Raw genomic sequence first — 15,103 nt, forward strand, 5'->3', positions numbered from 1 at the left:
GGATCCGTAAGGTTCTGGTCCGCTTTGATTGCTACCTGAACGGAGTTAACATGATTGATCTTACCGGCAAAAAGGCGCTTGTGACCGGCGGTTCTCGCGGTATCGGAGCAGCAATCGCCCAGATGCTCGCAGAATATGGCGCCGATGTCGCCTTCACGTTTCAAAATTCGACTCACCGCGCGATGGCCGTCGCCGCCTCGATTGAGACCCATGGCCGTCGCGGAATAGCGATCCAAGCCGACAGCGCAGATCCGGTCGCAATCCGCAGGTCAGTGGACGAAGCAGTAGCAAAGCTTGGCGGCCTCGACATCCTGGTGAACAATGCTGGTATCGCGCTCTACGGAGCGATTGCCGAGATCAAGGTTGAGGATATTGATGCGCTCCTTGCGATCAATGTCCGCGGTCCCATCCTAGCGACCCAAGCCGCCATTCCGCACCTTGGCCCCGGGGGACGGGTTATCACGATCGGTTCGGCTGGTGCCGATCGTATCGTCGGCTCGACGGGCACGATCTACTACATGACGAAGTCAGCGTTGCAGTCATTCACCCGCGGCCTTGCCCAAGAGCTCGGACCGCGCGACATCACGGCCAACCTTATCCAGCCGGGCTCGACCGATACCGACATGAACCCGGCGGACGGAGAGTACTCCGAATTCCAGCGCAACCTTGTTCCGTTGGGCCGGTACAGCGCACCTGCCGATATCGCAGCCGCCGTCGCATTCCTGGCGAGCCCCGCAGCAAGGCAGATCACTGGTGCGATCCTCAATGTCGATAGCGGCCTGAACACCTGATTTCAAAGACTTGTCCGGCCGGCCGGTAGCCGCTCCTCAAAGTGGCCAATGTACCGCCAGCCGGTAGGTCGAGAGACATCCAACAAAACAAAGAGAATGAACATGTTCGTGACTCATCAAACACCCAGCACGTCTGTCAGGCGAATGGTCATATCGGCCGTCCTCGGCCTTAGCCTCGCACTTCCACAACTCGCTTCGGCGCAAACGAGAGATAAGGGTAACCCCTACGAAGGGATCGATGTCTCCGACACCAAGCTCGTCAGCGAGTTGAAGGGCTTTAAGAACGGCGAAGCCGACGTGAATGGCGTCCGGCTCCACTATGTCGAGGGCGGCAAAGGCCCCACGGCGATCCTCATGCCGGGATGGCCGCAGACCTGGTGGGCATTCCACAAAATCATGCCGAGACTTGCAGAACATTACCACGTGGTCGCGGTCGATATTCGCGGAATGGGCACTTCGGACAAGCCGGCCAGCGGCTACGACAAAAAGACGATGGCAAAGGACATCCACGAACTCCTCAAAAGCATGGGCCTGACGTCGGCCCATATCGTGGGCCACGATATCGGCTCCCAGGTCGCCTATGCCTATGCCGCCAATTATCCGGAGGCCACGACATCGGTTACGTTCCTGGACGTTGCTGCCTTGCCCGAGAGCGCCGCTGATCTGAAGCTCATTCCGGAGAAGCCGGTCTCCGGCGAGTTTCGGGACAACTTCTTCCTTTGGTGGTTCGCATTCAACCAGGTTCACGAGCTGCCTGATGAATTGATCGAAGGTCGAGCCTTCATCTATCAGAATTGGTTTTGGGACTCACTGCTGTTCAAGCAGGACGCCCTGACCAAGCAGGATCGGGCGGTCTACGCCAACGCGTACAATTCCCGGGATGGCGTGCGGGGCGGCAACGGCTGGTATCAGGCCTATCCCAAGGATCTAGCCGACCAGAAGACCTATCCTGAACGCCTGACCATGCCCTCGCTCGGGATCGGCGGTCTCGGCAACGGCCTGCTCGTCGACTTCATGAGCAAGCGGCTCACCAACCCGCGGCTCGAGCATATCACCGAGAGTGGCCATTACATCGCGGAAGAAGCTCCCGAGAAGGTCACTTCCTATCTCCTCGACTTCCTGAACTCGGTGAAGGCGAAATAAAGCGCCTGGATAGCGAAAGGCTCGGGCTCGTCTGGACCGATGTCCGGCACAACAATCAAAAAGGAAACTCCCATGAGTGAATTAATGGGTAGACGCGCACTGGTGACGGGTGCGTCGCGCGGGATCGGCGCTGCGATCGCCGTCGCCCTGGCGGAAAAAGGGGCGGATGTCGTCATCAGCTACGAACGCTCTACAGATCTTGCCCAAAAGGTCGCGAACGTCATTGAAGGCAAAGGACGCAAAGCCTTTGCTGTGCAAGCCGACAACGCCGACCCGGAGGCAGTGAAGCGCCTGGTCGAGCAGGCCGTCGAAAAGCTCGGTGGGATTGACATCCTCGTCAACAACGCCGGCATTGCCCGGGGCGGCGCGCTTCCTGACATGAGCTTGGAAGACATCGATGCCTTGCTCGCCGTCAATGAGCGCGCGGCGCTCCTGGCCTCTCAAGCGGTCATCCCACACCTGCAGGAAGGGGGGCGCATCATCACCATCGGTTCCTGCCTTGCCGAGCGTGTGCCTTACGGCGGCCTGACGGCTTATTCGATGACGAAGTCTGCAATCCTGGCTTTTACGAAGGGGCTTGCCCGCGACCTCGGTCCGAAGGGAATTACCGTCAACACCGTTCAGCCGGGGCCTATCGACACCGACCAGAACCCGGCGCAGGGCGCACAGGCCGATGACAATCGGAGCCTGACGGCGCTCGGACGTTACGGCACTGCTGCGGAGGTCGCGGCGGCCGTCGCCTTCCTCGCCAGTCCTGCCGCCAGTTTCGTGACCGGTTCGGCATTGTCTGTCGACGGCGGCATAAATGCGTAGTGTCCGGCTAGCCGCCTGAAGGTGCCGACGCGGACCACTCTGGCTCCGTGTCCAACGAAATCAAGTCTGACGTAAGGTAGGTGTCGCCATGAAAACCCGCCGACAGTTCACAACGCTTGCGGCTATGTCCGCCACCGCTGCCGCGTTCGGCCCGGCTGTTTGTAGGGGCCTCTTCGATGCATGCAGCAACAACTTCATTAACTTCAAAGGAGGAAAAGATGGGAAACCCTGACCTCAACGAATTTTACACTCGCTACATCGACGCGCTCAATGCGCGCGACGCAGCCACGGTCGAAAGCATGATCCACGAAGAAGTCCTGAGGCTCGGCGTGCCGTACCCGAGAGAAATGGCGTTATGGAATCCTTCAAAGTGATAACGGACGCCGTTCCAGACTACCGGTGGAATATTCAGGATCTTTTCGTTGTCGATGACCGTATCGCCGTCAGGCTGCAGAACACCGGCACGCCGATCAAGACGTTCATGGGTCACGAACCGACGGGACGATCGGTGAACTTCATGGAATTCGCATCGTACAGGATCCGTGACGGCCGTTTCGCAGAAATGTGGTTCCTCATGGATGAGGCGACGGTCGCCAAGCAGCTGAGTGGCACGCTCTAGATCTCGCCTATGGTGGACGCTGGCCCCGTATGTGTTTCTAACTGCCCAGCTGTGAGCACCCGAAGGGATGAGCATTGGCGTGATCGGATAGTCATATGGCATCCCTCGCCAATGCGGTAGACGGTAACGTAAGATACTGAGATCATCAATTCGAAGAGACAGATGACAAGGAACTTCCCATTTCCAGGCACGTCCAGCGGCCTGGCCCACCACCCTCGCCGCAGCCTCGTTTTTAGGCAACTATTCGCCGGCCAGAAGCGAGTATGGCATAGCCTCCCGTTAGCATTTCGACGCATTCGCGAACATCGCCACGATACGCCTCAGCCGCTCCCCTCGGAAGGCGGCCCTGATGCGACCATGGCGCTCAAGCTCCGCCAGTCCGTGTAAGGCAGCCCAAAAAGTTTCAGTTGCGATTTCCGGGTCGGCGCTAAACGGCTTAATGACTGCCATCATGGCTCCGAATGTTTCACGCAGTACCTGGGGCGTGTCGGACTTCGCGAACCGAAGTCCGGTCGGTAGAACGAACATGGCCTCATAGAGAGCCGGCCGTTCAAAGGCGAAATCGAGATATGCGGTGGCGACGGCTTCCATAGCCTCTGCCGGCGATGCACCTTTGCGAACCGACGCACGCAATGCCGGGGCAAGTTCTCCAAAACCCTCAAGTGCGATCGCTCCAACGACAGCGTCACGGTTTTCGAAATGCGCGTAGAGTACGGGCTGGCTGTATTCGATCTCCTGCGCCAGGCGTCGGACGGTAACGGAAGACCAGCCATCCCGTTCGGCAAGGTTTCTTGCCGCGGCGATAATCCGTTGCTCTCGCTGAGCTCGCTCCCGCTCTTTACGCTCGCTAATACCCAATTACTTCCGCCCTCTTCGATCTGCGGAGAGGACTGTAGCGGTCTAAACTTTACAAAGCAACGGTTGAGAATATAGCAATGCTATATATATGTTCATTGCTATCGCATAAGCATGCTATTGAACCGTTAGGGTCTTCCACATGTCCAATCTCATTTCGTTTTCACTCGGGAATGCCGCAACGGTGATTGCCGCGGCAGCCTTTCTGATTGGTGCCGTCGTCAATGCTACCGCCCGCAAGCCAGTCCGGGAAGAATTCGTCCGCTACGGATTTCCATGGTGGTGGTGCTGGGTCACGGCACTTCTCGAATTCACGACGGCCGTACTTCTCCTCCTGCGCCCGACTTTCACGCTTGGTGTGGCGTTGGGGGTTTGCAACATGGTCGCGGCGATCGTCGCTATCGTGCGAGCGCGAGACTACCGTCACATCCCCCCGCCGGCGATCTTCCTGCTGCTGCTGGTGATTGCAGCATGGGTCCAGCTCTCATAGCTTCGGAAAAAGCCTCAGTCTCAACCATCAGCACGGCCGAATGTCCGTTAGATCTTCAGCGATACAGGTGTGGTCTGATAGCTCACTGGCTCTCGCCCAGGCGGCTGTAACATTGCCGCGCGACCGAGGAACTACGTATTGGCCCGGATCCGCGGCCTCTCGAGACCTCGGAATCGCATTTCCTACCCTCGCCGCTTCTCCTGCGAAACCGACGCCGAGCACGGCTTATGGATTTGACTTGAGACCTTGGCCCACGCGATCGAGGGATGGCAACTCGACAAGGAGACGCAGTCCCTCCTTGCCCCATTCGCGGGTAATATGGCCCCCGAGTTGCCTTTCAAGAACCGCGCCGAGCAGCACGTTGCCAAACCCTTTCCCGGGCTCGGTCCTTTGCACCATTCCGCCCAGTTCCCGCCATTCAAGACTGATGCCGTCGCCTGAATCTTTCCAGCTGATCTCCAGGCCACCGTCGCGATGCGACAGAGAACCGTGAACGGCGGCATTGGCGGCAAGCTCGTGTATCGCGAGACCGACCGGCTGTACGGAAGGCGCCGGGATCATGATGTCAGGCCCTTCAATGGTGACGTTGCGATCGCCGAAGACGCCGACCTGGAGCCTAACGATGTCGCGGAGCAAAACCTGCTGCCAACCATTGTCGGCAAGAAGCATATGCGTGCGCGACAGTGCTTGCACCCGTTGCTGCACCGAGGCGGCATAGAGCGTGGCATCGCCGGATTTGCTGAGACGGACGATGCTGTCGACGATAGCAAGGACGTTCTTTGTCCGATGGTCGACTTCCAGCAGCAGACGGTGTTCTGCCTCCTCCAGCGTCTGGATCTTGCGGTATTCGGTGACGTCGATCTGGGACGCGAAGTAGTAGACGAGCCTGCCGTCGTCGTCCCTGATGGGGCTGAGATAAAGCTGGTTCCAGAATGTACTTCCATCTTTTCGATAGTTCAGGATCTCGACAGTGCCCTCCCGCTCTTGCGCGATTATCGCTCGGATTTGGGCAACTGCGGTCTTCGAAGTGGCCTCGCCTTGAAGCATTCGGCAGTTGTGGCCGAGCAGTTCCTCCGCGGAGTAGCCCGTAAGATCCAGGAATGCGTCATTGGCAAGGACTATCGGATAATCCGGCTCACGTGCGTCTGCAACGACCATCGGCATCCGGGTCCGCTGAAACGCGAAAGTGGCCAGCTCTTTATGATCGGCCATCCCCTTGCCCGATGCGGCCGCTGGATGATCGCCATGGATATCGGACTTTTCGGCTTCGGACACGGTTACCTCCCAATCAGACCACATGAAAACGTCGAGAGGAAACAATGGTTTCAGCCAGAGGTCACCCGACTAATAACCGTCACTTGCGTGCACGCAGAACCGGCCGTACGGTCCGGGCATGGAAATACGCCCGAACATCGGCCATGTGCTGGTTCTCGAAGATGAACCATTCATCTCGCTGGACATTCATCACCGATATCAACAGCTCTGCGGATGCCGCAAAGGCCCTGGAACCCGTCGCTGGGAAGTTCGCGGAGATTTTGTTCGTCATCGGGATCCTTGGCACCGGTCTGCTGGCGGTTCCGGTGCTGGCCGGATCTGCCGCGTACGGGCTGGGCGAGACCTTCCGGTGGCCAACCGGCCTGGGCCGCAAACCCAAGGACGCCAAAGCTTTCTATGTCACCATCGCAGTGGCAACGCTGCTTGGGGCGGCCCTGAATTTCAGCGGCATCAATCCGATCGATGCACTGTTCTGGAGTGCCGTCATCAATGGTGTGGTTGCCGTTCCGATCATGGTCGTTATGATGATCATGGCAGCCAGTGAGCGCGTGATGGGCGAGCACACGATCGGCGTCTGGCTGAACGTCTTTGGATGGCTGTCGACCGCAGTCATGATCGCCTGCGCCATCGGTATGGGCGTCAGCTTTTTCGTCCAATAGCGAAAAGTCTCGGAGAGAGACGATGGCCTTGCAAGTCAAATCCGGCCAGAAACATCAGTCTGACAGAATGTCATACCCCCCGCCGCCTCGACCGCAGTTATATTCAGTGCCGACTGGCTGGAAGGCCGGCGCATCGAGCATTCCAAGTTGAATAGCGCCCTCGCCGCTCTCTTCGTAGGATGCAGATGAACGCCCTCGCTCTTCCCGTTCTGGCCGTCGCCTTTCTGCTGAGCATGTATTTCCGCAGCTATTTTGGGGTCGTCGGTCCGGCTCTGTCCGCGGATCTATCACTCTCTCCCGAACAATTTGGCTGGCTTGCCTCGGCATTCTTCGCCTCGTTCTCGATCCTGCAGATCCCGGTCGGTATATCGTTCGACAGATGGGGTGTGCGTGGTCCCATGGCGATAATGATGATGATCGGAGCAGCGGGGTCAGCCATCATCGCGCTCTCGTCGGGCTACTGGGCGGCGATCACGGGCCAGCCCCTCATCGGGATTGGCTGCGCGCCGATATTCATGGGTGTGCTTTATCATCTCGGGCGCTCGAACGAGCCTCAAAAGGCGGGACAGCTTTCCGCCACCGTCAGCGCTGTCGGCTCGGCAGGCGCGTTGCTGTCTGCGGCTCCTCTAACGTGGTTCGTCGAAGCATTCGGCTGGCGGCTCGCTTGCTGGTTGGCGGCGGCCGCAATGGCGGTCATTGCCACAGCGGTTGCTCTCGCACTTGGACCAACGCCTGCGAGCGCGGATGAGAGCGATCCCGATCATGGCTGCGGGTCGCTGGTGCCACTGCTTTATCTCGTCCCTGTGTGCTTAACCCTTTCGGTCGGTGGCACATTTCGAAACGCATGGGCGACACCCTACATCACTTCCGTATTCGGTCCAGATGCGGGGGTAGGGACGATGCTCACCGCGATTAGCATCGTCGGGATTGTCACCAGCTTCATGCTGCCTATTGTCCTCGCGCGGGTCTCCGCACGTTTGATCGTGATATCGACTTACGCGTTGGGGGTTACCTGTGCTGTTCTCGTCGCCTTCTTCCCGAATATGAGCTTCTTCTCAGCATGCGCGGGCTTGTCCATTCTCTATGCCATGGGAAACGTCCATCCACTCGTGATGACCGAGGCACAAACTCTCATTCCACCACGCAAGCGCGGATTAGCGCTTAGAGCGCTCAACACGCTCGTTTTTCTCGGCGTATCAGCCGCGTCAGCCGTCTTCGGTGAGATCGCTGGACTGTCCCTTCCGGTTGTGACGACCTACCGTCTGATCTTTGCAATTACCGGAGTGGCGATCGCCGTAGCCGTAGTTTGCTACGCCGTATTCAGAAGACGAGAGCCGGTACACTCGATAGGTCAGCAGCCCTGGCCTTAAAGTCGCTCGATGATCAAGAGCCTGCGTTGCGCGGCCACTTCCGCGGCGGACAGACGGACGGTGTACAAGTTACACATTTCGCAGACCTTTCGACTGGAAGCCACGATACCTCGGTTACATAGTAAGCCCACGGTGAAGGCCGTCTTGCGATGACGGGCTGCTGACTGCGAGTCCTAGTGGTAACACTAGACCGTATGTTCGTTGGTGAAGGCCGCTCACCCACGCTGTAGATTGTGTGGGCTCTGGAATTGGCCAGGGCGACCTACCGACCAGCGAGGGACGACATGACAAGCGAGCACGTAGCCTTCATCGGCCTGGACACATCAAAGTTGAAGATTTCCGTGGCGGTTGCCGACGGCGAACGCAACGGTGAGGTGCGGTTTCTGGGTGACATTTCCTCTGAACCCGCGTCCGTCTCAGCAATGGTCAAGAAGCTGGCTAAACGCGGGGCTAAACTCCACTTCTGCTACGAAGCCGGCCCTACTGGTTATGGGCTCTACCGGCAAATCGTTGAATTGGGTCACGAATGCAGTGTTGTCGCACCGTCTTTGGTGCCAAAACGTGCTGGTGATCGGGTGAAGACAAATCGTCGCGATGCGATCAGCCTTGCGAGGCTTCATCGAGCCGGCGAGTTGACATCCGTCTGGGTGCCAGACGAAGCGCACGAGGCGGTCCGTGACCTGGTACGCGCCCGCGACGCGGCTTTCGAGGCACAAAAGCAGGCACGACAACAACTCCACTCGTTCTTACTCCGTCACGGCCGATATTATACAGGACGCAAAGCCTGGACCCGAGCGCATGGACGGTGGCTGGCATCCCAAGCATTTGAACATCCGGCGCATCAAATTCTGCTGGTCGAATATTGTCAGGCCGTTGATGAGGCTGGAGTTCGCCTAGATCGACTGGGCAAGCTGATTGGTGAGACTTCAGCCTCTTGGTCAATGGCCCCGGTGGTCGCCGCCTACCAAGCGATGCGCGGTGTCGCGTTCATGACAGCCGTTACGTTGGTGGTCGAAATCGGAGATATCCGTCGCTTCGACAGTCCCCGTCAGTTGATGGCCTATCTCGGAGTCGTTCCTTCAGAAAGCTCAACAGGGGAGCGCGTCAGGCGCGGAGGGATCACCAAGGCAGGCAACGCTCGGGCACGCCGCGCACTGATAGAGGGAGCTTGGACATACCGCTATCCAGCGAGGATCAGCTCCACAATCAGCGCAAGACTGCTAGGCCTTCCGAAGTCGGTCTGCGCAATTGCGTGGAAAGGGCAAATAAGGCTGTGCACTCGCTACCGACAACTGATAAATGTCGGAAAGGCCAAAACGGTTGCCGTGACGGCCATCGCGCGAGAAATGGCTGCCTTCATATGGGCGATCGGGCAGGAAGTCGCACCCCTCGGCAAGCCTTGAAACCGGTTCGCGGCACGCGTTCTTAGATCACCCTCGAAGTCATTATCTGTTGATCAAAGTTGGAGGCAGGGCTGCGGTGGGGAATCCTCGATACTCCTATGTGGCAGATTTATTCTACGCCCGGCACTAGACAGAGGCAGCCCCAGACGAACAAACGGAAATGCGGTAACCAACCCGCGGATAAGAGTATGCAAACCGTCGTCGAAATGCCCTGCCTCCTACTTTGTTCAATAGTGTCATCTAGCTGTATCCGCCCGGAGGCGGCTGGGAAAGTCGTGTCTCTGCCTCTTGTAAACGAACATAAGAGGAGTAGTCATATGACGAAGCATCCAATTGAGGTGATCACGTCCGTAGAGCGCCGTCGGCGCTGGTCACGCGAAGATAAAGAGCGCCTCGTCGCTGCCTGCTTTGAGCCAGACTCGGTAATCTCCGAGATTGCCCGCGCGGCCGGCATCCATGTCAGCCAGCTCTTCCGCTGGCGCAGGGAGCTTTGCCAGGTCGATGGACCATCGGCAGGAGCGGCAACCACCTTGGTGCCGGTGATCGTGGCCGAAACGGTTCCGGCCGTGCCTGCCGTTCAACCGGAATCGCCCACCACATCCCTTCCTCGTCGGAAGCGTAGCGAGGTAATGATCGAACTTGGACGGGGTCGGCGTGTCCACGTGGACAGCGACATCGATACCGAGGCCCTTGGGCGGATTCTCGATTGCGTGGTGGGGCTGCGATGATCCCGGTTCCGAGTGGTGTGAAGGTCTGGCTGGCGACGGGCCATACCGACATGCGCAAAGGCTTTCCGGGTCTGTCGTTGATGGTACAGGAGGCGTTGAAGCGTGATCCGATGTGTGGGCACCTATTCGTATTCCGAGGCCGAGGCGGCGGTTTGATCAAGGTGATCTGGCATGACGGCCAGGGAGCTTGCCTGTTCACGAAGAAGCTTGAGCGTGGACGCTTCATCTGGCCATCAGCGGCCGACGGCACAGTGGTGATTACGCCCGCGCAGCTCGGTTATCTGCTGGAAGGTATCGACTGGCGGATGCCGCAAAAGACGTGGCGGCCAACGTCGGCCGGATAAGCAAAAACACTGGAATGACAGGGTCGAATATGATTCCATCCTGTCATGAGCAATGTGACCGAAGAGCTTCCGGACGACCTTGCCAGTGCCCTCGCACTGCTGGCCCAGGAACGCGCTCGGCGTGTCGCAGCCGAAGCAGAAGCGGCAACCGCCAAGGCAGAAGCCGCCAGCGCAAAGGCACTCGTATCGCATTCCGAGGCGCTGATCGCTCGGCTGAAGCTGGAGATCGACAAGGTTCGCCGTGAACTCTACGGCAGCCGGTCCGAGCGTAAGGCGCGGCTCCTGGAGCAGATGGAACTGCAGCTCGAGGAACTCGAGGCAGACGCCGGTGAAGATGAATTGGCGGCGGAGATTGCAGCCAAAGCTTCAGCCGTCAAAGCTTTCGAGCGCAAGCGCCCATCACGCAAGCCATTTCCTGAACACCTGCCTCGTGAACGCGTCGTTATCGCCGCTCCCGCCAATTGCGCCTGCTGCGGATCGACCAAACTGTCGAAGCTTGGCGAGGACATCACCGAGACCCTGGAGGTCGTTCCTCGCCAGTGGAAGGTCGTCCAGACGGTTCGAGAGAAGTTTACCTGCCGCGAGTGCGAGAAGATTACGCAGCCGCCGGCGCCCTTCCATGTGACGCCCCGCGGTTTTGCCGGGCCGAACCTGCTGGCGATGATCCTGTTCGAGAAGTTCGCCCAGCACCAGCCGCTCAATCGCCAAAGCGAACGCTATGCCCGTGAAGGCGTCGACCTCAGCTTGTCGACGCTGGCCGATCAGGTCGGAGCATGTGCCGCGGCGTTGAAGCCCATCCACTCCCTGATCGAGGCGCATGTTCTTGCTGCCGAACGTCTGCATGGTGATGACACGACCGTGCCAATTCTGGCCAGAGGAAAGACTGATACGGGCCGCATCTGGACCTACGTCCGGGACGATCGGCCGTTCGGAGGGCTCTCACCACCGGCCGCCCTTTACTACGCCTCGCGAGATCGACGGCAGGAGCATCCGGAGCGCCACCTGAAGACCTTCACTGGCATTCTGCAGGCGGACGCCTATGGCGGCTACAATCCGTTGTTCAAGGTTGATCGCGATCCCGGTCCGCTGACCCAGGCACTATGTTGGGCACACTCGCGGCGCAAATTCTTCGTGCTCGCCGACATTGCCGCGAACGCCAAGCGTGGAAAGAATGCTGCACCGATCTCGCCTATGGCGCTTGAAGCCGTCAAACGGATCGACGGCCTCTTCGATATCGAGCGCGAGATCAACGGACTTACGGCCGATCAACGCCTGGAGCGTCGCCAGAGAGACAGCCTGCCGCTCGTCGATGATCTGAGGGACTGGCTTCAAACCGAGCGGGCAAAGCTATCACGCAGTTCACCGGTCGCGGAGGCCATCGACTACATGCTCAAGCGATGGGACGGCTTCACGTCATTCCTGGAGGATGGCAAAATTTGCCTGACGAACAACGCGGCCGAGCGAGCGCTCAGAGGCTTCGCACTCGGCAGAAAATCGTGGCTCTTCGCCGGATCAGACCGCGGTGCAGATCGTGCAGCCTTCATGGCCACATTGATCATAAGTGCCAAGCTCAACGACATCGATCCGCAGGCGTGGCTTGCGGATGTCCTTGCCCGTATCGCCGACACGCCGATTACCAGGCTGGAACAACTGCTTCCATGGAATTGGACACCGCCGACTATCAACGCACAAGCGGCCTAACCTGCGGCCTTCACCGGATGCTTACGTTACATAAGCATGTTGTCCCGGCGGGGTGAAGCCTTGGAGGGCGAAACGCCGCTTTGCCAGCGGTCGCGGCTATGCAGGATTTCGAAGTCATCCGACGGCGGTGGCTCGCGGAACTGGAATGCAATAACGTCCTCGATCGAACCGTGAAGCCACCGCTCGTATTCCTCGGCTTTTAGCAAAACAGGCATGCGGTCGTTGAACGGTCTGATCTTCTCGTTGGCGGTCATGGTCATGCCGGCGAACACGGGGCCGAAGTCGGGGGTGTTCTTGCAGAACCCCAGCCCAGGCCATCAAAGGTTGGCGGTTCTTCGAAAACCACGATCGGGTTTTTGCCCCTTTGACACCGTCGGGGTTTGCGAAGTGCGTAAGCGGGATCAGGCACCGATATTTGGGATGGACGACGATGCGGTCCCAGAGCGGATTGGTGAGATCAGCAACGAGACCTATTCGGCTCGGCGGCTCGCCTTCACGTCGCATGTCGCGTGTCCGTCGTGGGAAGCCCCATGAGATCGACTTCAACAGCCTTAACCCATCTTTCTCAAGGACGATCAATCCGGGAGTGCCTTCGACAGTTTCGCTCGGCACCTCAAGCGCCGGCGCGATGTCGACCGCGAAATGCGCGACAATCTCGTCCAGACTTTTGGTGACTGCAAACAGGCGCGACACACCGGTCTCCTCAGTGGAAGTTTCTGGATTTGATTTTCAGATTATCGATATGAAGGTCAGCGATATAGATCTCGCGCGCCTGTACGACGGGCTTCGGATTTTCCCGGGGATCCGGCCCTCCTCCATGCTTGACTTGATCACCACGACCGTGCGGAAGCGGGAAGTCGCCCAAGCCTCCGTCCCGATTACCCACGCTTGCCAGATCGGTCGAAAAGTCGAACAGGCGTTGGGCAACGAGGTGAACGACTTCGCCTTCCCGCTGGATACGGCCATTGATCGCCATCATGCTCGCGGTCATCAGGACCCGCCGCTGGCGCTCAAACAGCGATGGCCAGACGACGGCGTTGACGATGCCGGTCTCGTCTTCCAGCGTGAGGAACATGACGCCCTTCGCCGATCCCGGTCGCTGTCGCACCAGGACAAGGCCTGCGGTCCACAACCATCTTCCATCGCGTTGTCCCATTGCCTCGGCGCAGGTGACGATGCCTTTCCGGTCGAGGTCTTTTCGGAGAAACGAGACCGGGTGCGCTCGCAGGGTGAGACCAGTGTGCGAATAGTCTTCGACCACCTCCCTGCCCTCGGTCATCGACTTCAGCGCCACTCCAGGCTCTTGCATCTCGGCAATCACCCGGGCCTCGCGCTCAGCGGCGGCCGCCCAGAGTTCCAAGGGCTCATCCCGGAGCGCCTTGATATCCCAGAGGGCTTGCCGCCGTTCTAGGTGCAGCGATGGCAGGAAAGCATCTGCTTCGGCCAGCTTCACCAGCGACGACGGAGACACACCGGAGCGTCGCCACATGTCGTCGGCTGAGACAAACGGATGCTCGGCACGCGCCAGGATAATGCGCGCTGCATCGTTGGTGGACAATCCCCTGACAACACGCATGCCAAGCCGGACAGCGAAGCGATCGGAATTGCCGATCCGTTCCATGGTGCAGTCCCAGCGGGAGCGGTTGACGCAAACCGGCCGGACTTCGACGCCGTGGTTCCGGGCGTCCTGGACGATCTGGGCAACGCTATAGAAACCCATTGGCTGGCTGTTGAGTAGGGACGTGCAGAAGACGTCGGGATGGTGGCATTTCATCCAGCTGGAGGCATAGGCGATCAGCGCGAAGCTGGCGGCGTGGCTTTCTGGGAAACCGTAGCTTCCGAAGCCTTCGAGCTGGGTAAATGTCTTCTCGGCAAATTCGCGGGTGTAGTTGTTCTTGACCATGCCCTCGACGAGCTTGTCCTTGAACTTCGAGACCCCGCCGGTGAACTTGAACGTCGCCATGGGAGGGATGGTGGTGTCGTTCTCTCCATGGACCAGAAGCACGGGCGTGCTGTTGCTCGCGGGCGATACCGGCTGCGGGGGAAGCAGGCCGGAGAACGCGACCAGTGCGCCGACCTTCCACCTCCCTGAGGCAACTGCATCAATCGCGACGATGGCGCCTTGCGAGACGCCGACGAAGGCGACCCGATCATGAGCCTCCGTGAACCCTTCGCGCCGGACGACGTCGTTCATAAGTCCGTCGAATGCTTCTCGGGCGCTTTCTATACGCTCCGGGTCGAGGGGATTGCCCTCCGTGCTGAACCACTGATGTCCGTACCTGTGATGCATCGGGGCGTCTGGAGCGACGAAATGCGTCCCAGGAAGGCTGGCGCGCCAGGACGATGCCAGCGGCATCAGCTGCGCGCCTGAGGCACCGATCCCATGCAGGAAGACGATCAAGGTTTTATCGGACAAGGGCTCTCGCTTTCGGGATCTGACAAGCCGAGGGCGCTCGACCCATCATGGGGAGCGCCCTCGTTCACCCGGACGGCCGCGACCACGCGAAATTCATTTCGCGGCGCGGCTATCGTTGGTTTCGGGTGGTAGTCCTTAAATGTGGATTGCAAAGACGATCTTCAAGATCGCGTCCAAGCGAGGCTTCGTCAACCGCCACAGGCTTTTCGACCGGGCGTCGCGCGTGGCGACATGGACGAGAACAGCCGTCGATAGAAGTATGCTGGAGACGAGAGCGGCGATCGAAAGCAGGCCGCCGCTCGAGACATCGACGCTTGCGCGCAAACCCGCATTCTTCGTCAACTTCTGCCCGTTGACGTTCGCCATCCGTCGGAGTTGATCCTGAGCGAGCGTCAAGCGCTGAGCCCGCGACACTTTTATCGAGCGCCTGATCCATCATCCTTTTAGATCCGCTTCGACGTACTTGCGGCTGTTGCCGACCCTTATGACTGCGCCT

Annotated in this window: 17 protein-coding genes; 12 read left to right on the forward strand and 5 right to left on the reverse strand. The window is 59.1% G+C overall.

Annotated elements, in window-relative coordinates; translation table 11 throughout:
* The first annotated feature begins 50 nt into the window (after positions 1 to 50).
* The 5 genes from ABIE40_RS28280 (at position 51) to ABIE40_RS28300 (ending at position 3,366) form a co-directional block, all read left to right on the forward strand.
* Positions 51 to 791 (forward strand): SDR family NAD(P)-dependent oxidoreductase, encoded by a 741-nt coding sequence (locus ABIE40_RS28280; protein ID WP_199628584.1) that lies wholly within the window; start codon positions 51 to 53, stop codon positions 789 to 791.
* A gap of 102 nt (positions 792 to 893) precedes the next feature.
* Complete coding sequence (locus tag ABIE40_RS28285; protein ID WP_199628583.1) at positions 894 to 1,934, forward strand: alpha/beta fold hydrolase; 1,041 nt, start codon at positions 894 to 896, stop codon at positions 1,932 to 1,934.
* A gap of 72 nt (positions 1,935 to 2,006) precedes the next feature.
* Positions 2,007 to 2,747: an SDR family NAD(P)-dependent oxidoreductase gene (locus ABIE40_RS28290; RefSeq protein ID WP_199628582.1), complete on the forward strand. Its 741-nt coding sequence runs from the start codon at positions 2,007 to 2,009 to the stop codon at positions 2,745 to 2,747.
* Between the two features lie 176 nt (positions 2,748 to 2,923).
* Entirely contained in the window at positions 2,924 to 3,121 is a 198-nt protein-coding gene (locus tag ABIE40_RS28295; RefSeq protein WP_199628581.1) for a hypothetical protein, read from the forward strand.
* Positions 3,103 to 3,366 carry an ester cyclase gene (locus ABIE40_RS28300; RefSeq protein ID WP_199628580.1) on the forward strand — a complete coding sequence of 88 codons (264 nt, stop codon included), beginning with the start codon at positions 3,103 to 3,105 and terminating at the stop codon, positions 3,364 to 3,366. Before ABIE40_RS28295 ends, ABIE40_RS28300 begins: the two co-directional genes overlap by 19 nt.
* 279 nt (positions 3,367 to 3,645) lie before the next feature.
* Here the strand turns inward: ABIE40_RS28300 and ABIE40_RS28305 are convergent, their stop codons facing one another.
* The gene (locus ABIE40_RS28305) at positions 3,646 to 4,224 is read right to left on the reverse strand and encodes a TetR/AcrR family transcriptional regulator (RefSeq protein ID WP_199628579.1); all 579 of its coding nucleotides are present in this window, start codon (positions 4,222 to 4,224) and stop codon (positions 3,646 to 3,648) included.
* A 139-nt stretch (positions 4,225 to 4,363) separates the two neighbouring features.
* On the opposite strand from ABIE40_RS28305, the gene ABIE40_RS28310 reads away from it, so the two are divergent.
* Complete coding sequence (locus ABIE40_RS28310; protein WP_199628578.1) at positions 4,364 to 4,711, forward strand: DoxX family protein; 348 nt, start codon at positions 4,364 to 4,366, stop codon at positions 4,709 to 4,711.
* Between the two features lie 225 nt (positions 4,712 to 4,936).
* Here the strand turns inward: ABIE40_RS28310 and lov are convergent, their stop codons facing one another.
* Positions 4,937 to 5,986, reverse strand: coding sequence for a blue-light-activated histidine kinase (gene lov / locus ABIE40_RS28315; RefSeq protein ID WP_354541205.1), 1,050 nt, complete (start codon positions 5,984 to 5,986; stop codon positions 4,937 to 4,939).
* Between the two features lie 143 nt (positions 5,987 to 6,129).
* On the opposite strand from lov, the gene ABIE40_RS28320 reads away from it, so the two are divergent.
* The 6 genes from ABIE40_RS28320 (at position 6,130) to tnpC (ending at position 12,191) form a co-directional block, all read left to right on the forward strand.
* Entirely contained in the window at positions 6,130 to 6,645 is a 516-nt protein-coding gene (locus tag ABIE40_RS28320) for a divalent metal cation transporter (RefSeq protein ID WP_354541206.1), read from the forward strand.
* A 185-nt stretch (positions 6,646 to 6,830) separates the two neighbouring features.
* The gene (locus ABIE40_RS28325) at positions 6,831 to 8,015 is read left to right on the forward strand and encodes an MFS transporter (protein ID WP_199628575.1); all 1,185 of its coding nucleotides are present in this window, start codon (positions 6,831 to 6,833) and stop codon (positions 8,013 to 8,015) included.
* A gap of 284 nt (positions 8,016 to 8,299) precedes the next feature.
* Positions 8,300 to 9,418 (forward strand): IS110 family RNA-guided transposase, encoded by a 1,119-nt coding sequence (locus tag ABIE40_RS28330; RefSeq protein ID WP_199628574.1) that lies wholly within the window; start codon positions 8,300 to 8,302, stop codon positions 9,416 to 9,418.
* A gap of 317 nt (positions 9,419 to 9,735) precedes the next feature.
* Positions 9,736 to 10,146 carry an IS66-like element accessory protein TnpA gene (tnpA, locus tag ABIE40_RS28335; protein ID WP_199628573.1) on the forward strand — a complete coding sequence of 137 codons (411 nt, stop codon included), beginning with the start codon at positions 9,736 to 9,738 and terminating at the stop codon, positions 10,144 to 10,146.
* Entirely contained in the window at positions 10,143 to 10,490 is a 348-nt protein-coding gene (tnpB, locus tag ABIE40_RS28340) for an IS66 family insertion sequence element accessory protein TnpB (protein ID WP_008536653.1), read from the forward strand. The genes tnpA and tnpB overlap by 4 nt, the downstream gene beginning before the upstream one ends.
* A gap of 45 nt (positions 10,491 to 10,535) precedes the next feature.
* A complete protein-coding gene (tnpC, locus tag ABIE40_RS28345; RefSeq protein WP_199628572.1) occupies positions 10,536 to 12,191 on the forward strand; it encodes an IS66 family transposase in 1,656 nt (551 codons plus the stop codon).
* Positions 12,192 to 12,217: 26 nt separating this feature from the next.
* On the opposite strand, the gene ABIE40_RS28350 is transcribed toward tnpC, so the two are convergent.
* The 3 genes from ABIE40_RS28350 to ABIE40_RS28360 all read right to left on the reverse strand — a co-directional run bounded on the left by ABIE40_RS28350 (position 12,218) and on the right by ABIE40_RS28360 (position 14,973).
* Entirely contained in the window at positions 12,218 to 12,451 is a 234-nt protein-coding gene (locus ABIE40_RS28350) for an SOS response-associated peptidase family protein (RefSeq protein WP_354541207.1), read from the reverse strand.
* 443 nt (positions 12,452 to 12,894) lie between these two features.
* Positions 12,895 to 14,607, reverse strand: coding sequence for a helix-hairpin-helix domain-containing protein (locus tag ABIE40_RS28355; RefSeq protein WP_199628571.1), 1,713 nt, complete (start codon positions 14,605 to 14,607; stop codon positions 12,895 to 12,897).
* A gap of 135 nt (positions 14,608 to 14,742) precedes the next feature.
* Entirely contained in the window at positions 14,743 to 14,973 is a 231-nt protein-coding gene (locus ABIE40_RS28360) for a hypothetical protein (RefSeq protein WP_199628570.1), read from the reverse strand.
* Between the last annotated feature and the right edge of the window lie 130 nt (positions 14,974 to 15,103).

It is taken from the genome of Rhizobium sp. OAE497 (assembly GCF_040546565.1).
Taxonomy (GTDB): Bacteria; Pseudomonadota; Alphaproteobacteria; order Rhizobiales; family Rhizobiaceae; genus Rhizobium.

What these genes read in the sequence shown, in the direction of transcription:
- tnpC (WP_199628572.1), top strand. Translation starts at nt 10,536, where the DNA reads ATGAGCAATGTGACCGAAGAGCTTCCGGACGACCTTGCCAGTGCCCTC.
- ABIE40_RS28360 (WP_199628570.1), bottom strand. Translation starts at nt 14,973, where the DNA reads ATGGCGAACGTCAACGGGCAGAAGTTGACGAAGAATGCGGGTTTGCGC.
- ABIE40_RS28310 (WP_199628578.1), top strand. Translation starts at nt 4,364, where the DNA reads ATGTCCAATCTCATTTCGTTTTCACTCGGGAATGCCGCAACGGTGATT.
- ABIE40_RS28300 (WP_199628580.1), top strand. Translation starts at nt 3,103, where the DNA reads ATGGAATCCTTCAAAGTGATAACGGACGCCGTTCCAGACTACCGGTGG.
- ABIE40_RS28280 (WP_199628584.1), top strand. Translation starts at nt 51, where the DNA reads ATGATTGATCTTACCGGCAAAAAGGCGCTTGTGACCGGCGGTTCTCGC.
- ABIE40_RS28295 (WP_199628581.1), top strand. Translation starts at nt 2,924, where the DNA reads ATGCATGCAGCAACAACTTCATTAACTTCAAAGGAGGAAAAGATGGGA.
- ABIE40_RS28325 (WP_199628575.1), top strand. Translation starts at nt 6,831, where the DNA reads ATGAACGCCCTCGCTCTTCCCGTTCTGGCCGTCGCCTTTCTGCTGAGC.
- ABIE40_RS28290 (WP_199628582.1), top strand. Translation starts at nt 2,007, where the DNA reads ATGAGTGAATTAATGGGTAGACGCGCACTGGTGACGGGTGCGTCGCGC.
- ABIE40_RS28350 (WP_354541207.1), bottom strand. Translation starts at nt 12,451, where the DNA reads ATGACCATGACCGCCAACGAGAAGATCAGACCGTTCAACGACCGCATG.
- tnpA (WP_199628573.1), top strand. Translation starts at nt 9,736, where the DNA reads ATGACGAAGCATCCAATTGAGGTGATCACGTCCGTAGAGCGCCGTCGG.
- ABIE40_RS28330 (WP_199628574.1), top strand. Translation starts at nt 8,300, where the DNA reads ATGACAAGCGAGCACGTAGCCTTCATCGGCCTGGACACATCAAAGTTG.
- ABIE40_RS28320 (WP_354541206.1), top strand. Translation starts at nt 6,130, where the DNA reads ATGTGCTGGTTCTCGAAGATGAACCATTCATCTCGCTGGACATTCATC.
- ABIE40_RS28285 (WP_199628583.1), top strand. Translation starts at nt 894, where the DNA reads ATGTTCGTGACTCATCAAACACCCAGCACGTCTGTCAGGCGAATGGTC.
- tnpB (WP_008536653.1), top strand. Translation starts at nt 10,143, where the DNA reads ATGATCCCGGTTCCGAGTGGTGTGAAGGTCTGGCTGGCGACGGGCCAT.